The sequence below is a fragment of the Streptomyces sp. SID3343 genome (assembly GCF_009865215.1).
In the GTDB taxonomy this organism is placed as follows: domain Bacteria; phylum Actinomycetota; class Actinomycetes; order Streptomycetales; family Streptomycetaceae; genus Embleya.
On sequence record NZ_WWJX01000043.1, the window covers coordinates 1 to 16,752 of the forward strand.

The 16,752-nt window shown below is 70.3% G+C and carries 17 protein-coding genes and 1 pseudogene; 16 read left to right on the forward strand and 2 right to left on the reverse strand.

The window, feature by feature from the left end:
- The coding region (locus tag GT354_RS01735; RefSeq protein WP_161354358.1) for a C40 family peptidase at positions 1-677 on the forward strand (677 nt) is incomplete at its 5' end.
- A gap of 123 nt (positions 678-800) precedes the next feature.
- Here the strand turns inward: GT354_RS01735 and GT354_RS01740 are convergent.
- Positions 801-1,292 carry an inorganic diphosphatase gene (locus GT354_RS01740; protein ID WP_161354359.1) on the reverse strand — a complete coding sequence of 164 codons (492 nt, stop codon included), beginning with the start codon at positions 1,290-1,292 and terminating at the stop codon, positions 801-803.
- Positions 1,293-1,442: 150 nt separating this feature from the next.
- On the opposite strand from GT354_RS01740, the gene dacB reads away from it, so the two are divergent.
- The 11 genes from dacB to GT354_RS01795 all read left to right on the forward strand — a co-directional run bounded on the left by dacB (position 1,443) and on the right by GT354_RS01795 (position 12,166).
- Positions 1,443-2,855 carry a D-alanyl-D-alanine carboxypeptidase/D-alanyl-D-alanine-endopeptidase gene (gene dacB, locus GT354_RS01745; protein WP_346011792.1) on the forward strand — a complete coding sequence of 471 codons (1,413 nt, stop codon included), beginning with the start codon at positions 1,443-1,445 and terminating at the stop codon, positions 2,853-2,855.
- Positions 2,856-3,024: 169 nt separating this feature from the next.
- On the forward strand, positions 3,025-4,191 hold the full coding sequence (locus tag GT354_RS01750; RefSeq protein WP_161354360.1) for a zinc-dependent metalloprotease: 1,167 nt from the start codon (positions 3,025-3,027) through the stop codon (positions 4,189-4,191).
- 303 nt (positions 4,192-4,494) lie between these two features.
- Positions 4,495-5,475: a tRNA lysidine(34) synthetase TilS gene (gene tilS / locus GT354_RS01755; RefSeq protein ID WP_161354361.1), complete on the forward strand. Its 981-nt coding sequence runs from the start codon at positions 4,495-4,497 to the stop codon at positions 5,473-5,475.
- 46 nt (positions 5,476-5,521) lie between these two features.
- Positions 5,522-6,088 carry a hypoxanthine phosphoribosyltransferase gene (hpt, locus tag GT354_RS01760; RefSeq protein ID WP_161354362.1) on the forward strand — a complete coding sequence of 189 codons (567 nt, stop codon included), beginning with the start codon at positions 5,522-5,524 and terminating at the stop codon, positions 6,086-6,088.
- Positions 6,089-6,408: 320 nt separating this feature from the next.
- Complete coding sequence (gene ftsH, locus GT354_RS01765; RefSeq protein WP_161354363.1) at positions 6,409-8,469, forward strand: ATP-dependent zinc metalloprotease FtsH; 2,061 nt, start codon at positions 6,409-6,411, stop codon at positions 8,467-8,469.
- Positions 8,470-8,471: 2 nt separating this feature from the next.
- Positions 8,472-9,077 carry a GTP cyclohydrolase I FolE gene (gene folE / locus GT354_RS01770; protein WP_346011793.1) on the forward strand — a complete coding sequence of 202 codons (606 nt, stop codon included), beginning with the start codon at positions 8,472-8,474 and terminating at the stop codon, positions 9,075-9,077.
- 88 nt (positions 9,078-9,165) lie between these two features.
- Entirely contained in the window at positions 9,166-10,056 is an 891-nt protein-coding gene (gene folP, locus GT354_RS01775; RefSeq protein WP_161354364.1) for a dihydropteroate synthase, read from the forward strand.
- Positions 10,053-10,517 (forward strand): nuclear transport factor 2 family protein, encoded by a 465-nt coding sequence (locus GT354_RS01780; protein ID WP_161354365.1) that lies wholly within the window; start codon positions 10,053-10,055, stop codon positions 10,515-10,517. Before folP ends, GT354_RS01780 begins: the two co-directional genes overlap by 4 nt.
- Positions 10,518-10,743: 226 nt before the next feature.
- The gene (folB, locus tag GT354_RS01785) at positions 10,744-11,103 is read left to right on the forward strand and encodes a dihydroneopterin aldolase (protein WP_161354373.1); all 360 of its coding nucleotides are present in this window, start codon (positions 10,744-10,746) and stop codon (positions 11,101-11,103) included.
- On the forward strand, positions 11,103-11,690 hold the full coding sequence (folK, locus tag GT354_RS01790) for a 2-amino-4-hydroxy-6-hydroxymethyldihydropteridine diphosphokinase (protein WP_161354366.1): 588 nt from the start codon (positions 11,103-11,105) through the stop codon (positions 11,688-11,690). The genes folB and folK overlap by 1 nt, the downstream gene beginning before the upstream one ends.
- Complete coding sequence (locus GT354_RS01795) at positions 11,687-12,166, forward strand: DUF3180 domain-containing protein (protein WP_161354367.1); 480 nt, start codon at positions 11,687-11,689, stop codon at positions 12,164-12,166. Before folK ends, GT354_RS01795 begins: the two co-directional genes overlap by 4 nt.
- 22 nt (positions 12,167-12,188) lie before the next feature.
- Here GT354_RS01795 and GT354_RS01800 read toward each other — a convergent pair whose 3' ends face one another.
- Positions 12,189-13,337 (reverse strand): betaine/proline/choline family ABC transporter ATP-binding protein, encoded by a 1,149-nt coding sequence (locus tag GT354_RS01800; protein ID WP_161354368.1) that lies wholly within the window; start codon positions 13,335-13,337, stop codon positions 12,189-12,191.
- Positions 13,338-13,505: 168 nt separating this feature from the next.
- Between GT354_RS01800 and GT354_RS01805 the strand changes: the two genes are divergently transcribed.
- The 4 genes and pseudogenes from GT354_RS01805 to GT354_RS01820 all read left to right on the forward strand — a co-directional run.
- The gene (locus GT354_RS01805) at positions 13,506-14,243 is read left to right on the forward strand and encodes an ABC transporter permease (RefSeq protein ID WP_161354374.1); all 738 of its coding nucleotides are present in this window, start codon (positions 13,506-13,508) and stop codon (positions 14,241-14,243) included.
- Positions 14,240-14,914 carry an ABC transporter permease gene (locus GT354_RS01810; protein ID WP_161354369.1) on the forward strand — a complete coding sequence of 225 codons (675 nt, stop codon included), beginning with the start codon at positions 14,240-14,242 and terminating at the stop codon, positions 14,912-14,914. Before GT354_RS01805 ends, GT354_RS01810 begins: the two co-directional genes overlap by 4 nt.
- Positions 14,915-14,937: 23 nt before the next feature.
- Complete coding sequence (locus tag GT354_RS01815) at positions 14,938-15,870, forward strand: ABC transporter substrate-binding protein (protein ID WP_161354370.1); 933 nt, start codon at positions 14,938-14,940, stop codon at positions 15,868-15,870.
- 165 nt (positions 15,871-16,035) lie between these two features.
- Positions 16,036-16,752 (forward strand): annotated as a pseudogene (locus tag GT354_RS01820) (hypothetical protein); the annotation flags it as partial.

The following is a 16,752-nucleotide window of genomic DNA, read 5'->3' on the forward strand; positions in this document are numbered from 1 at the left end:
CAGAGGCGCTGCGCCGGGCCGAGGCACAGGCCAAGGCGCGCGCCGAGGCCGAGGAGGCCCGCCAGGAGGCCGCCCGGCAGGCCGAAGAGGCCCGCACGGAGCGGGAGGCCCAACAGGCGCGCGACGACGCGGCGGCCAAGGAAGCGAGCAAGCCCGCCAAGCCCGCCAAGCCCGCCAAACCGGCCAAGCCCGCGAAGCCCGAGGACACCACCCCGGTCGCCGCGAACAAGCCGGCCGCCCCGAACAAGACCACGCCCAACAAGACCACCCCGAACAAAACCACGCCGAACAAGACCACCAAGACCGACAGCCGTGGCGCGGCCGCCGCGATCGACTACGCCAGGGCCCAACTCGGCAAGCCCTACGTCTGGGGCGGCGAAGGCCCGAACGGTTACGACTGCTCGGGACTGGTCATGCAGGCGTGGCGCCGGGCCGGCGTCGAGCTGACGCACTTCGCGGCCACGCAGTACTTCGAGAGCACTCCGGTGTCGTACAAGAACCTGATCCCGGGCGACCTGATCTTCTGGACCGAGACCTCCAGCCCGTCCGACATCCACCACGTCGCGATGTACCTGGGCGGCGGCACGATGATCCACGCGCCGCGCACCGGCGACGTGGTCAAGATCAGCGACATGTTCTACATGGGCACCCCGGACTACTACGCCCGCCCGTCCTGACCCGGTCGAGCCCGATCCGACCCGACCCGACCGCACGCGCGAACGCCGGTCGGCGGCACCCGCACCCTCACGAGGGGCGATGCCGCCGACCGGCGTTCGTACGTGACGACTCGGGCTACCGAATCAGTGGTGGCCCTGCTCGGTGAGGCGCTTGCGCGACGCCTCGACCTCGGCCTCGGCCTCGTCGCGGCCGACCCAGTTGGCGCCCTCGACCGACTTGCCCGGCTCCAGGTCCTTGTAGACCTCGAAGAAGTGCTGGATCTCCAGGCGGTCGAACTCCGAGACGTGGTGGATGTCGCGAAGGTGCTCCACCCGCGGGTCCGTGGCAGGCACGCACAGAACCTTGTCGTCGCCGCCGGCCTCGTCGGTCATGCGGAACATGCCGATGGCGCGGCAACGGATCTGGACGCCCGGGAAGGTCGGCTCCTCCAGGAGCACCAGCGCGTCCAGCGGGTCACCGTCCTCACCGAGGGTGTCCTCGATGAAGCCGTAGTCCGCCGGGTAGCGCGTCGACGTGAACAGCATCCGGTCGAGCCGGATGCGGCCCGTCTCGTGGTCCACCTCGTACTTGTTGCGCGATCCCCGGGGGATCTCGATGGTGACGTCGAACTCCAAGGCTCCTCCATGTGCTGCGTCGGGACCGTTGCCGGGACCGTTAGGGTCGTTCTGTCCGCGAAGCCGAACCCGGCGGTGGTCCCGGACAGAACCTGATCAGCACTCAGTGTCTCGCATGGCCGGTGGTCCGGCGGAAGGGGATGGTCTCGCGTGCCCAGCGTAAGGACCAAAGCGGTCGTGGCCGCCGTCGCGGCCGTGGTCCTGGCCCTACTCGCGACGGTCGCCCGAGGACCGTGGCAGGGCACCGTGATGGCGCTCCAGGCCGCCGACGGCTCCAGTGGATCCGGCGGCTCGAACCCCGCGCCGCCGGTGCTCGTGCCGGTCTCCGGCGACCCCGCCGGACCCACGCCCACCGACGCCGGCATCCGGGCGGTACTGACCGCGCTGACCAAGTCGCCCGCGCTCGGCCAACCGCCTGCGATCGCGGTGGTGGACGCGCTGACCGGCCGCGCGCTGTACGGCGCGGGCGAGGACCGCGCGGCGACCCCCGCGTCGACCACCAAGATCACCACGGCCGTGGCCGGGCTCACCGCGCCGGGCCCCGACCACCGGATCGCCACCCGCGTCGTGCCGGGCGCGACACCCGGCACGATCGTGCTGGTCGGCGGCGGCGACCCCACCCTCACCGCGCTCGACGGCAAGCAGTACGAGGGCCGCTATCAGCCCGCGCGGCTGTCCGACCTGGCCGCCGCGACCGCCGCCGCGCTCAAGTCGGCGGGCACCACGCAGGTCAAGCTCCACTACGACACGACGCTGTACACGGGCCCGGCCGTGCACGCGATCGGCCCGAACGAGAACATCGCGCCGGTCGTCTCGCTCATGGTCGACGAGGGTCGGACCAACCCGACCGTCACCGGCAAGGAGAGCACCCGGCTGTCGAGCCCCGGCGCCGACGCCGCCAAGAAGTTCGCCGACATGCTCAAGGCCGCGGGAGTCGCGGTCGACGGCGCGCCGACCGCGGGCACCGCGCCCGCCGGCGGCGCCCCCGAACTCGCGTCGGTACAGTCCCCGCCGATGTCGGCCTTCGTCGAGCAGATGTTGACCGTCAGCGACAACGACATGGCCGAGGCACTCCTGCGCCAGGTGGCGATCGCGAAGGGACAGCCGGTGAGCTTCCAGGGCGGCACCGCCGCGGCCCGGCAGGTTCTGGAGAGCCTGGGCGCCGCGTACGGCGCGTCCAACCTCAAGGACGGCAGCGGGCTCGACAAGGAAGACAAGCTCACCCCGCAGACGCTGGTCAAGACCCTGTCGCTGGCGGCGTCCCCGGAGCACCCCGAACTGCGCCCCGCCCTCACCGGACTGCCCATCGCCGGATTCACCGGCACCCTCTCCGCCCGCTACGGTCCCACCGGCGGGGCCGCCGACGCGGCCGGTGTGGTGCGGGCCAAGACCGGGTCGCTGACCGGCGTGAGCACGCTGTCCGGCGTGGTCCGCGACCGGGACGGCCGCCTCCTCGCGTTCGCGATTCTGGCCGACAAGGTGCCCGGCGACGCCGACGCGGCCCGTGCCGTGATCGACCGGATGGCCGCGGCACTCGCCGACTGCGGGTGCACCGGATCCTGACGGGACGCCGATCCGGCGGAGTCCGCACCGGAAGCCGGGTACGACGGGGTGGGTTCGGGCCCGGGCCGGGCCCGACGGGACGGCTTCGAGCGCAATAAATCCGCAGGGTGCCGCAGGTGCGCGGCTCCGTTCCTCTTTCGTCACCGCGCCGAGCACGTAACGTGGCCATATGACGAGCGGCAACGGTGGCAACGGTGCGGACATGATCGATTGGGACCTGGCCGTGGCGACGGCGAACCGGCTCGTGCGGCCGGGACCCGACGTCGGGCGGGACGAGGCGCGGGCGGTCGTGGCGGAACTGCGCGCGCATGCCAAGACGTCCGAGGGGCACGTGCGCGCGTTCACGGGCCTGGACTCGGGCGACAACAACACTCCGGTCCTGGTGGTGGACCGACCGGGATGGGCACGAGCCAACGTGCAGGGGTTCAGGCACGTGCTGCGACCACTCCTGGACAAGGTCGAGGAGCGCCGCGAGGCGATGCCCGGCGGCGGCGCCCTGGGCACCGTGGGCGGCAAGGTCACCGGGCTGGAACTGGGCACCCTCCTGGCGTTCCTGTCCTCGCGCGTGCTCGGCCAGTACGAGACGTTCGCGCCCCAGGCGCCCGGCGCGACCGGTCGCGGGCCCGGCCGGCTGCTCCTGGTCGCGCCCAACATCGTCCAGGTCGAGCGCGAACTGGAGGTCGACCCGCACGACTTTCGGCTGTGGGTGTGCCTGCACGAGGAGACCCACCGCACCCAGTTCACCGCCGTGCCGTGGCTGCGTGACCACCTCGAACAGGAGATCCACGGCTTCCTCACCCAGACCGAGGTGGACCCGTCCGCGGTGATGGGCCGACTGCGCGACGCGGTCCAGGCGTTCGTCGGCGCGCGCAAGGCGGGCGCCGGTGCCGACGGCGAGCGCGACGGCGGCTCGATCGTCGAACTCGTCCAGACCCCCGAGCAGCGCGAGATCCTGGGCCGGATCACCGCCGTGATGTCGCTGCTCGAAGGGCATGCCGACTTCGTGATGGACGGCGTCGGACCGCAGGTCATTCCCACCGTGGGACACATCCGGGAGAAGTTCGCCGAGCGCCGCGCACAAGGCTCCGGGCGGCTCGACCTGGCGCTGCGCAAACTGCTGGGCATGGACGCCAAGCTGCGCCAGTACCGCGACGGCGAGCGCTTCGTGCGCGAGGTCGTCGGGCGCGTCGGCATGGAGGGCTTCAACCGGGTCTGGACCTCGCCGAACACGCTGCCGACCAAGGCCGAGGTGGCCGAGCCGGGCACGTGGGTCGACCGGGTGCACGGCAAGGCGAGCACGAGCGGGACCGGCGACGGGGCGAGCGACCCGGAGTGACCCGCGGCGACCGGGCGGGTCGACGGCGGCGATCGGGCGAGCCGGTCGCGGCCGTCCGCGAGGGGCGCGGTGCCGCGGTGCCTCGCGAGGGGCGAGACCTCTCGCGAGTGACGGGATGCCTCGCGAGGGGCACGGTGGCCCGCGCCACCGTCCCCATCCGGGCGACTTCCGGTGGTGTCTGCCGTGCGGGGCGCTTCGGGTGACGTAGCGTGGGCGAACCAATTCTCTTCGGCATTTATCGCGGAGGCCGCGACCTCCCCGAATCGGGCCGAAACCGGACGTGCAAGGAGGTGTCGTCGAGCCGTGGGACCCCATCCCGCCGTGGCCGCCACCAGGCTGGCCGTCCGCAAGACCCTGCGCGCGCTGCAACCGGGAACTCTCGTCCTGGTGGCCTGCAGTGGTGGCGCGGATTCGTTGGCGCTCGCAGCGGCCACCGCGTTCGAGGCCCCCAGGGCCGGTCTGCGCGCGGGAGCCGTCACCGTCGACCACGGCCTGCAGGCGGGCTCGACCCGCCGCGCCGTCGACCTGGTCTGCCGGCTTCGCGAACTCGGCCTCGGCCCCGTGGACGCGCTCGGCGTCAGGGTCGGCACCCGCGGCGGCCCCGAGGGCGCCGCCCGGCTGGCCAGGTACCACGCGCTCGACCTGGCGGCGAAGCGGCACGACGCCGCGCTGGTGCTCCTGGGCCACACGCTCGAAGACCAGGCCGAGACCGTCCTGCTCGGCCTCGCCCGCGGCTCCGGCGCCCGCTCGCTCGCGGGCATGCCACCGCTGACCGGCCACTATCAGCGTCCCTTCCTCGACCTCGGCCGCGATCTCACCCGACAGGCGTGCGTCGCACAGAACCTGCTGCCGTGGGAGGACCCGCACAACGCCGACCCCGCCTACACCAGGGCCCGGGTGCGGCACGAGGTGTTGCCGGTCCTGGAAAAGGCGCTCGGCCCGGGCGTCTCCGAGGCCCTCGCACGCACGGCGCGCCTGTTCCGCGACGACGCGGAGGCGCTCGACGCGTGGGCCGACCGGGCCCAGGCCGACGTCACCCACGACGACGGCGAGTTGGAGGTCGCGGGCCTGGCCGAACTGCCCGCCGCGGTCCGCCGCCGGGTGCTGCGTCGCACCGCCGTGGTCGCGGGCAGCCCGTCCGGCGCGTTGTTCGCGCGTCACGTCGAGGCGGTGGAGAAGCTGGTCATCTCCTGGCACGGCCAGGGACCCATCCATCTGCCCGGGGGCGTAGAGATACGCAGGCGGTGTGGCAGGCTTCTCTTTCACCGGCCGGCTCGATCGTGACCGGTGACCGCGGGGCTCAGCCGAAAACTTCGTAGTAAGGCATGTGGTGGACGAGAAGGACATGGGCGCCGACCTCGAAAGGGTCCTCGTCTCGCAGGAGGAGATCGAGGCGAAGCTCGTCGAGCTCGCCGAGCGGATCGACGAGGACTACCGGGGTCAGGACCTGCTCCTCGTCGGCGTGCTCAAGGGCGCCGTCATGGTCATGGCCGACCTCGCCCGGGCGGTGCACTCGCCGGTCAAGATGGACTGGATGGCGGTGTCCTCCTACGGCTCCGGGACCAAGTCCTCGGGCGTGGTGCGCATCCTCAAGGACCTCGACGCGGACATCGCCGGACGGCACGTCCTGGTCGTCGAGGACATCATCGACTCGGGGCTGACCCTGTCGTGGATGCTCGCCAACCTCGAATCGCGCGGCCCGGCCTCGCTGGAGGTGTGCGCGTTCTTCCGCAAGCCGGAGGCCGCCAAGGTCGACATCCCCGTCAAGTACGTGGGCTTCGACATCCCGAACGAGTTCGTCGTGGGCTACGGCCTCGACTACGCCGAGCGCTACCGCAACCTCCCGTTCGTCGGCACACTGGCCGAGCACGTGTACGGCGGTTCGAAGCCGACCTGACCCGCTCGGCCGCGTCCGCCGCACCACCGTCGGCGCAAGCCGACAGCGGAATCGGCATCCCGGGACGGCTTCCGGGAACAAGGTGAACGTTTCCCCTCGTTGGAGGGTTCGTCAGGGGTCGTCACGCGAAGGCGCGCACGGTGAGGTCACGCGCGGCGCATTGGCGTGATGACGCCCGGTGTACCGTTCAACGCAGCGACAACCGATCAGCACGGGGCGACCGTGCCGGGGCGATACCGGACAGGCAACGTACCCGGGGGCCATAAGGCGTCCGGGTCAAAAGTCGGCAGGAGGGACGGGGCGTCTGCTGCCCCGCATCGATGGACGTCAAGCGCTATTTCCGCGGGCCGGTCATGTGGATCGCGCTGGCCGTCATTGCTGTGATCCTCCTGATGCAGCTCGTCTCCTCTTCGAGCGGCTTCAAGGGTGTCGACACCGGCAAGGCGATCCAGGCGATCCAAAACGACCAGGTCAAGTCAGCCAAGCTCATCGGCGGCAACGACCAGTCACTCGAACTCACCCTCGACAAGGGGGTGAAGATCGACAAGAGCAACAAGATCAAGACGTCCTACATCGACGAGCAGGGCGTGGAGATCCAGCGCCTGCTGCAGACGAAGTACGAGCAGGGCAAGATCGAGGACTCGTACACGGTCAAGCTCAGCAAGCAGAGCACGATCGTCAGCATCCTGTTCTCGCTGTTGCCGTTCGTGCTCATCGTCGTGGTCTTCCTGTTCCTGATGAATCAGATGCAGGGCGGCGGCTCCCGAGTCATGAACTTCGGGAAGTCCAAGGCCAAGCTCATCTCCAAGGACACGCCGAAGACGACGTTCGCCGACGTGGCCGGCGCCGACGAGGCGGTCGAGGAACTCCACGAGATCAAGGAGTTCCTGCAGGAGCCCGCCAAGTTCCAGGCGGTCGGCGCCAAGATCCCCAAGGGCGTGCTGTTGTACGGCCCGCCCGGAACCGGCAAGACCCTGCTCGCCCGCGCCGTCGCGGGTGAGGCCGGCGTGCCGTTCTACTCGATCTCCGGTTCCGACTTCGTCGAGATGTTCGTCGGTGTCGGTGCCTCGCGAGTGCGCGACCTGTTCGAGCAGGCGAAGGCCAACGCCCCGGCCATCGTGTTCGTCGACGAGATCGACGCCGTCGGTCGACACCGCGGCGCGGGCATGGGCGGCGGCCACGACGAGCGCGAGCAGACGCTCAACCAGCTCCTCGTCGAGATGGACGGCTTCGACGTCAAGGGCGGCGTGATCCTGATCGCCGCCACGAACCGGCCCGACATCCTCGACCCCGCGCTCCTGCGCCCGGGCCGCTTCGACCGGCAGATCGCGGTCGACCGTCCCGACATGCAGGGCCGCTGGGACATCCTCAAGGTGCACGCCAAGGGGAAGCCGGTCACCGACGACATCGACCTCAAGGCCGTCGCGCGACGCACGCCCGGTTTCACCGGTGCCGACCTCGCCAACGTGCTCAACGAGGCCGCGCTGCTCACCGCCCGCGCGGACGCCAAGCTGATCGACGCACTGGCGATGGACGAGGCGATCGACCGAGTCGTGGCCGGGCCGCAAAAGCGCACCCGGATCATGAGCGACAAGGAAAAGAAGATCACCGCGTACCACGAGGGCGGCCACGCCCTGGTGGCCCACGCCCTGCCGAACACCGACCCGGTGCACAAGATCACGATCCTGTCCCGCGGTCGCGCGCTCGGCTACACGATGGTCCTGCCCGAAGAGGACAAGTACTCCACCACGCGCAACGAGATGCTCGACCAGCTCGCCTACATGCTGGGCGGGCGCGCGGCGGAGGAGCTCGTCTTCCACGACCCGACCACCGGGGCGTCGAACGACATCGAGAAGGCCACCGGCCTTGCCCGCTCGATGGTGACGCAGTACGGCATGACGGAGCGCCTGGGCGCGATCAAGTTCGGTACGGACGGCGGAGAGCCGTTCCTGGGTCGTGACATGGGCCACCAGCGCGACTATTCCGAAGAAGTCGCGGCTATCGTCGACGAAGAGGTCAAGAGGTTCATCGAGACCGCCCACAACGAAGCGTGGGAGATTCTCGTCGAGAACCGTGACGTGCTGGACAACCTGGTGCTGGAGCTGTTGGAGAAGGAGACCCTGGACAAGGCCCAGGTCGCCGAGATCTTCGCTCCGGTCACCAAGCGCCCGGCCCGCCCCGCGTGGACGGGTTCCAGCCGGCGTCAGCCGTCCAGCCGTCCCCCCGTCATGACACCGCGCGAGCTCACGCTCTCCAGCGGCGGCAGCGACAACGGGAACGGGGTTCTCAACGGTGGCTCGACCTCTGCGACGGGCACCACGACGGGGTCCGGAGGGGCGGTAACGCTTCCCGAGCCGCCGTCCGATTCTCCGGAGAAATAGACGTGACGATCGACCCGGTCACCTTTGACGGTCGTGCGGTGGGTGAGTTCGACCAGGATCGCGCCGAGCGCGCGATCCGAGAGCTGTTGATCGCGGTCGGGGAGAACCCCGACCGCGAGGGTCTCAAGGACACCCCCGCACGGGTGGCCAGGTCGTATCAGGAGATCTTCGCGGGCCTGCGCCAAGAGCCCGAGGACGTCCTCACCACGACCTTCGACCTCGGCCACGACGAGATGGTCCTGGTCAAGGACATCGAGGTCTACAGCACGTGTGAGCACCACCTCGTGACGTTCCACGGGGTGGCGCACGTGGGCTACATCCCCTCGGAGGACGGGCAGATCACCGGTCTGTCCAAGCTCGCGCGCCTGGTCGACGTGTACGCCAAGCGTCCGCAGGTGCAGGAGCGGCTGACCACCCAGATCGCCGACGCGCTCGTGAACATCCTGCGCCCGCGCGGGGTGATCGTGGTCGTCGAATGCGAGCACCTGTGCATGACCATGCGCGGTATACGCAAGCCGGGCGCGCGCACGGTCACGTCGGCCGTTCGCGGCCAGTTGCTCAACGCGGCGACCCGGGCCGAGGCGATGAGCCTGATCCTCAGCCGCTAGCCCGTGCGGCCGACGGCCGGCGACAAGTCGTGACGCAGTACAGAGGGGTTGACCGGGCACCGCCCGGTCAACCCCTACTCTGTTCCCCATGACAGCGACGACCGGCCCCCGACATCGGGCCCCAGGCGGCCCGCCGCGGGTGCGCGGCCTGCCCGAATTCGGCCGGTGCGCGGTCATGGGCGTGGTCAACGTGACCCCCGATTCCTTCTCCGACGGCGGCCGTTGGTTCGACTCGAAGGCCGCGATCGAGCGCGGGATCGCGCTCTTGGGCCAAGGCGCCGACCTGATCGACGTGGGCGGCGAGTCGACCCGGCCGGGCGCCGATCGAGTCGACGTGGACGAGGAACTGCGCCGGGTGGTCCCGGTCGTGCGCGAACTCGCGGTCGCCGGCGCCGTCGTCAGTGTGGACACCACCCGCGTCGAGGTGGCGAGCGCCGCGGTGGCCGCGGGCGCACGTCTGGTCAACGACGTCAGCGGCGGCCTCGCCGATCCCGCGATGGCCGCGTTCGTGGCCGACAGCGGGGTTCCGGTGGTGGTCATGCACTGGCGTGGGCACGCGCGCTCGATGCAGGACCACGCGGTCTACACCGACGTGGTCGCCGAGGTGCGCGGCGAGTTGGCCGAGCGGATGGACAAGGTGGTCTCGGCCGGGGTCGACCCCGAGGCGATCGTGCTCGACCCCGGCCTGGGCTTCGCGAAGACGGCCGAGCACAACTGGCCGCTGCTGGCCCACTTGGACGTGTTGCACGAGCTCGGTCGTCCGCTGCTCGTCGCCGCGTCGCGCAAGACGTTCCTGGGGCGGCTGCTCGCCGCCGAGGACGGTACGGGCGCGCTGCGCCCGCCCCGCGGTCGCGACGACGCGACGGCGGCGATCTCCGCGCTGGCCGCCGCGGCGGGCGCGTGGGCCGTCCGAGTACATGAGGTGCCCGCTTCGCTCGACGCGGTCAAGGTGGCGGCTGCCTGGCAGGAGGCCCGATGAATCCCGACGACGACCAGACCTCGCCCGAGGCGGACGCGGTACGAGAGGTCAATCTCGCATTGTGGACGGCCGTCGAGGAGGGCGACATCGACGCCCTCGGCGCGATCTGGGCCGACGGCACCGACGCGCCGAGCGTGACGTGCGTGCACCCGGGTTGGCCCGCGCTGCACGGGCGCGCCGAGATTTTGCGCTCCTATGCGCTGATCATGGCCAACACGTCCTATGTGCAGTTCTTCCTGACCGACGTCGAGGTCAAGCTCGCCGGCGAGGTCGCGGTGCTCTCGTGCACGGCGAACATGCTGACCGGGATGGCCGAGGAGGACGGCGGTGACGAGACCGGGTTCGCGGGCGGTCGCGCGGTGGTCACCAATGTGTTCCGCAAGACGCCGGCCGGCTGGAAACTGTGGCTCCACCACGCCTCCCCGGTGATGGCGGAGGTCGACGCCGAAGAGGAGATCTGATCGCCTCCGCGACCGAACAGGCGCCGTTTGTGCGCGCTTGCGACCCTCCATGCGTACTGCTTGAGCGCTCGGGAGGCACCCGCTGCGCGAAAGCTGTCGGCGGCGCTGGGTACATTCGTACCGCACAGAGGTGGTCCGGCCGTCGGCGCGACCGCCCCTCGACGAGTCGACAACCGACCGGTCGGGGTGCGCAGGGATGGGATACGCGCCGAGGAGGCGACTGATGCTGGACCGCGTCGCGCTGCGGGGACTGAAGGCCCGCGGCAATCATGGAGTGTTCGCGAAGGAACGTGACGAGGGTCAGACCTTCGTCGTCGACGTCGTGCTCGGCGTCGACACCCGACCGGCCGCCGCCTCCGACGACCTGAAGCTCACGGTGCACTACGGCGAGGTCGCCGAGGACGTGGTCGGCGTCGTACAGGGCGACCCGGTCGACCTGATCGAGACGCTCGCCCAGCGGATCGCCGACGTGTGCCTGGCCCGCCCGCTCGTGCAGGAGGTGGAGGTCGTCGTGCACAAGCCCGACGCGCCGATCACCGTCCCGTTCGACGACGTGACGGTCACCATCGTGCGAGGCAGGTCCTGATGGCCCCCACGGCCGACGAGCCGGTCGTCCCGCCCGCGGCCGAGTCGGCCGTCGAGTCCACCGCACAGCGCGCGCTGCTCAGCTGGAACCGGGTCGTGCTCGCCCTCGGCAGCAACCTGGGCAACCGCCTGGAGACACTGCAGGGCGCGATCGACGAGATCGCCGACACGCCGGGCGTGAGCTTGATCGGGGTCTCCCCGGTGTACGAGACCGCGCCCGTGGGCGGCCCCGAGCAGGGCTCCTACTTCAATGCCGTGGTCGAGGTGCGCACGCTGCTGACCCCCGACCTGGTGCTGGAGCGCTGCAACTCGGTCGAGGAGGCGTTCCAGCGGGTGCGCGTGGAGCGCTGGGGCCCGCGCACACTCGACGTGGACGTGATCGCGTTCGAGAACGTCGTGCAGGACGACCCGCGCCTGACCCTGCCGCACCCGCGCGCGCACGAGCGAGCGTTCGTGCTCGCGCCCTGGCTCGACATCGACCCCGAGGCACAGGTACCGGGTCACGGCCGGGTCGCCGACCTGCTCGCGCAGGTGGGCCTCGAAGGGGTACACCGCCGTGAGGACCTGGAGCTGACCGCAGACCGATGAAGCCCACGCGCCCGCTCGTCCTGCTCGCCCTCGCGTTGGGGGCGGGCGGTATCGCGTATGCCGGGACCAAACTGTGGGACTCGCGCGGCACGCCGCCGGGTGTCCCGGTACTGGCCCCGATCGTGCTCCTGTGCCTGGCCGCGGTCGCGTTGGCGACCGCGTTGTCGATGCGCTCGCGGTTCAAGGCTCAGCGCGCGCGCCGGGTGGACGCGCGGCACGTGGATCCGTTGACGGCCGCGCGGGCGGTGGTGTTCGCCAAGGCGAGTTCGCTCGTGGGCTCGCTCGTGGTCGGCCTGTACGGCGGCTACGCGCTCTACCTGACGGGCTTCCTGGAGGTCACCGAGCGCTCCGTGCAGGCCCGGCGTTGTGCGTTCGCGGTCGGCGCGGGCGTGCTCCTGGTGGCGGCGGCGCTGTTCCTGGAGCGAGTGCTGCGGGTCCCGGAGGACCCCGAGGACGACGCGAAGAAGAAGACCTGAGTCCCGAAGCTTTCGGGCGGCGCTAGCCCTCGATGGTGTCGAGGACGACCTCCTCCAGTGGCACGCCGCTCTCCTCGGCGCCGATCGAACGGCGCAGCGCCTCGTGCAGGCGGGCCGGTGTCAGCACGCCCAGGAAGCGATCACCGTCGACGACCGCGATCCACCCGGCGTCGTGCTGGAGCATCTCGCCGAACGCCTGCTTGAGCGACGCGTGCACCGGCACCCACGCCTCCATCCGGCGGGCGCGGTCGCGGACCTTGCCGTCGCTCTCGCGGTCGTCGACCCAGCCGTGCAGGTTGCCGTCGTCGTCGAGTACGACGGCCCAGCGCGAACCCTGGGTGCGCAACCGGGCGAGCGCGTGCGACATCGGGTCGTCGAGCCGGACCACGGGCGGGTGTTCGAGGTCCTCGGGGGTGATCTCGGTGACCGAGAGCCGCTTGAGGCCGCGGTCGGCGCCGACGAAGTCGGCCACATAGTCGGTCGAGGGCGCGCCCAGCACGCTGGAGGGCGTGTCGTACTGCTCGATGTGTCCGCCCATCGAGAACACCGCCATCCGGTCGCCGAGCCGGACGGCCTCCTCGATGTCGTGCGTCACGAACAGGATGGTCTTCTTGAGTTCGCGCTGGAGCCGCAGGAATTCGGTTTGCAGCCGCTCGCGCACGACCGGGTCGACCGCGCCGAACGGCTCGTCCATCAGCAGTACGGGCGGGTCGGCCGCGAGCGCGCGGGCGACCCCCACCCGCTGACGCTGGCCGCCGGAGAGCTGGTGCGGATAGCGGTCGCCGAGTTTGGCCGGGTCCAGGCCGACCATCTCCAAAAGTTCGGCGGCGCGGGCGCGGGACTTCCTGCGCTCCCAGCCGAGCAGACTGGGCACGGTGACCGTGTTCTCGATCACGGTGCGGTGCGGGAACAGGCCACCGGACTGGATCACGTAGCCCATCCGCCGGCGCAGCTTGACCGGGTCGGCCTTGGTGATGTCCTCGCCGTCCAGGAAGATCTGCCCCGACGTGGGCTCGATGAGGCGGTTGACCATCTTCATGGTCGTCGTCTTGCCACACCCGGACGGGCCGACGAGGGTCACCAGTTCGCCGCGCTCGACCTCGAGCGACAGTTCGGCGACCGCCTCGGTGCCGTCGGGGTACCGCTTGGTGACGCGGTCGAGCCGGATCATGGGGACCCTCCGGGGCAAGATGATCGAGACGTGGCAGGTGTCGGGAGACCCGATTCACGCGTGCCCCCAGAGGTGGCAACGTACCCGGGTGCCCCGCCTCACACACCGGGTGTGGCGGTGGTCACGGGAATGGTCATATGAACGCTGGGGTACTGTCCGCCCGTGATTGTGGCCTCCGGTGACTGCCTGACGCGCAACTCGTGGGTCTGCGGGAAGTACTTGGACGAGTACTCCGAGGAGATCACCACGGCGTTGCGCGAGCACATCTATCTGACCGTCGTCTCGGTGGCGATCGGTTTGCTCGTCGCGTTCCCGATGGCGCTCGCGGCGCGCCGATGGCGGATGTCGGCGAGTGTGCTGCTCGGTTCGACGACCATCCTCTACACGATTCCCTCGCTCGCGATGTTCGCGATCCTGCAGCCGTTCACGGGTCTGACCGACACCACCGTGATCATCGGCCTGGTGCTGTATTCGCTGACCATCCTGGTCCGCAACATCCTGGCGGGTCTGGAGTCCGTGCCGCCGGACGTGGTGGAGTCGGCCAAGGGGATGGGCTACGGCCCGGGCCGGCTGCTGTTCCAGGTCGAGTTGCCGCTCGCGCTGCCCGCGATCATGGCCGGCCTGCGGATCGCGACGGTGTCCACCGTCGCGCTCACCACGGTCGGCGCGGTGGTCGGGTCGGGCGGGCTCGGCAATCTGATCTACGCGGGCATCGACACGTTGTTCAAGGCGCAGGTCCTGGTCGCGTCGGTGCTGTGTGTGGCGCTCGCGTTGGTGGCCGACGTGCTGCTGCTCGGCGTCCAGTGGCTGTTGACGCCGTGGACGCGGGCGGGCGGGCGCAAGCGGCGGATCGTGGCGAGTCCTGCCGGTGAAGTCGAACTCGACGAGGCGGGGGCCGCGGCGTGAACGTATTCGGGGACGCGTGGGACTGGTTCGCCGACGGCGCGAACTGGAGTGGCGAGAGCGGGGTTTGGAATCGGCTCACCGAGCACGTCGTGCTGACCGTGGTGTGTGTGCTGATCGCCGTCGCGATCGCGTTGCCGCTCGCGCTGTGGCTGGGGCACCTCGGCAAAGGCGGCTCGTTGGCGATCAACATCTCCAACATCGGTCGGGCGATCCCGACGTTCGCGGTGCTCGTGTTGCTCGGGCTCAGTCCGATCGGTATGGGCGACACCGCGACGATCATCGCGCTCGTGCTGTTCGCGATCCCGCCGGTGCTCACCAACGCGTACGTGGGTATGCGCGGGGTGGACCGGGATGTGGTCGAGGCGTCTCGGGGAATGGGCATGACGGGCAGCCAGATGCTGCTTCGGGTCGAGCTCCCGCTGGCACTTCCGTTGATCATGACGGGAATTCGTACGTGTGCCGTGCAGGTTGTCGCGACGGCAACGCTCGCGGCGCTGGTCGCGGGGGGCGGTCTCGGACGCATCGTCACGGCCGGTTTCGACCTGCAGGACAACGGCCAGGTGGTCGCGGGGGCAATCCTCGTCGCCGCCCTGGCTCTGGTGGTGGAGGGCCTGTTCGCGCTCGCGCAGCGGTTCACGGCCCGGACACCGCGTGGCGGTGTGACCTCGTGAGAACGGAAAGGGCGGTGCACCGCATGCCTATGCGGCGCGGTAAGACGGGCGTGACGGCGGGGGTGGCCGCAGGCCTTTCCCTCGTGTTCCTGGTGGGCGCTACGGGTTGTTCCTCCTCGGACGACGACAAGACGGTGGTCGGTTCGGCCGGCTTCACCGAGTCGGAGGTCCTGGCGCAGATGTACAAACAGTTGCTCGACAAGGGCGGGGTGAAGTCGAGCGTCAAGACGGTCAAGAACCGCGAGCTGATCGAACCCGAGCTGGAGAAGGGCAAGATCGCGGTCGTGCCGGAGTACGCGGCGACGATGGCGGAGTTCCTCAACGTCAAGAAGAACGGCAAGGACGCCTCGACCAACGCGCCGGTCGCGACTCCCGACGTGGGCGCGACGGTGACCGCGCTCAACACGTTGGCCGGGCCGCTGGGGCTCAAGACCGGGCAGCCCGCGCAGGCCGTGGACCAGAACGCGTTCGCGGTCTCCAAGGACTTCGCGGCCAAGAACAACCTCAAGACCCTCTCCGACCTGGGCAAGTCCGGTGTCGAGGTGAAGATTGCGGCGGGCGAGGAGTGCAAGACGCGTCCGTTCTGCGCGCCGGGTCTGGAGAAGTCGTACGGCATCAAGGTCTCCGGCGTGGACCCGCTCGGCGTCGGCACCACCGCCGCCAAGCAGGCGGTCAAGGAAGGCAAGGACGACCTGGTGCTGACCACGTCCACCGATGCCACGCTGGAGCAGTTCGGCCTCGTGGTGCTCGCGGACGACAAGAAGCTCCAGAACGCGGACAACATCCTGCCCGTGGTCAACGCGAAGAAGGCGGACAAGATCTTGCCGCTGCTCGACAAGCTCGCCCCGGTGCTGACCACCGAGGACCTGACGAACCTGAACAAGCAGGTCGACCAGGACCGCAAGAAGCCCGCGGACGTCGCGAAGGCGTACCTCAAGTCCAAGGGCCTGATCTAGTTTCGGGGCCGTTCGTCCGGATGTCGTCGGGGTGTCCGACGAGACGTCGTCCACCGTTCGCGTCCCGCCACTTCGGTGCGGGGCGCGAACGTGGTCGAGGCCCGACAGCCCTTGTGCGGCATGGCGCCATGCGTGCCCGTACGGGCGCGCGCTAACGTCTGTGCCATGCCCCGTGGACGCCACCGTCAGGTCTCGACCGCCACACGCATATCCCTGCTTGCCGCCATATGTGCGCCGGCGCTCGTCGCCGTCGTCCTGGCGGCCGTCGCGGGAGGTGCGACCACCCTTCGAATCGCCGTGCTGCTCGGTGTGCTTTCGGCCGCCGGCGCGATCGCGTGGGTGATCCGGGGGACCACCGCGCAACAGCGGAGACTGGCCGAGGAGACCGTCGCGCGCCGTCGTGAACGCGAGCGGATGGCGGACGAACTGCGCTTCGCGCTGGAGCGCTCGGGGGAGCACGAGATAGCCCTGTCGCTCGCCGCCGCCGGTGCCGCGCCGCGGGCGCAGCGACTGACGCCCGATCTGCTCGCGCGCGGCGCGGCGGTGCTGGACCTGTTGGACCGCCGGGGTGGCGAGGAACCGCCCACGCGCTCGTCGATCGTGCCGGCCGTGCGGCGCCCTCCGGTCTCGTCACCGGAGCTGGTTCCGGCCTACGCGGCCTCGATGTTCGGTCCCGCGACGTCGTCGGCCGAGCCGGAGCCCGCGAGTGCTTCCGAGCCGGTGCCCGCGGCCGAGGCTTCGCCGGAGCCCGAGCGGACGGCCAATCGGAAGCCCGAGCCGGTCCGGGCCGCGACACCGCCCGCCGTGCCCGTGCCCGCGCCCGTACGGATCGCCGAGCCGGCCTCGACCCCGATCACCGCGGCGCCGCAGCTGATCCGCTTC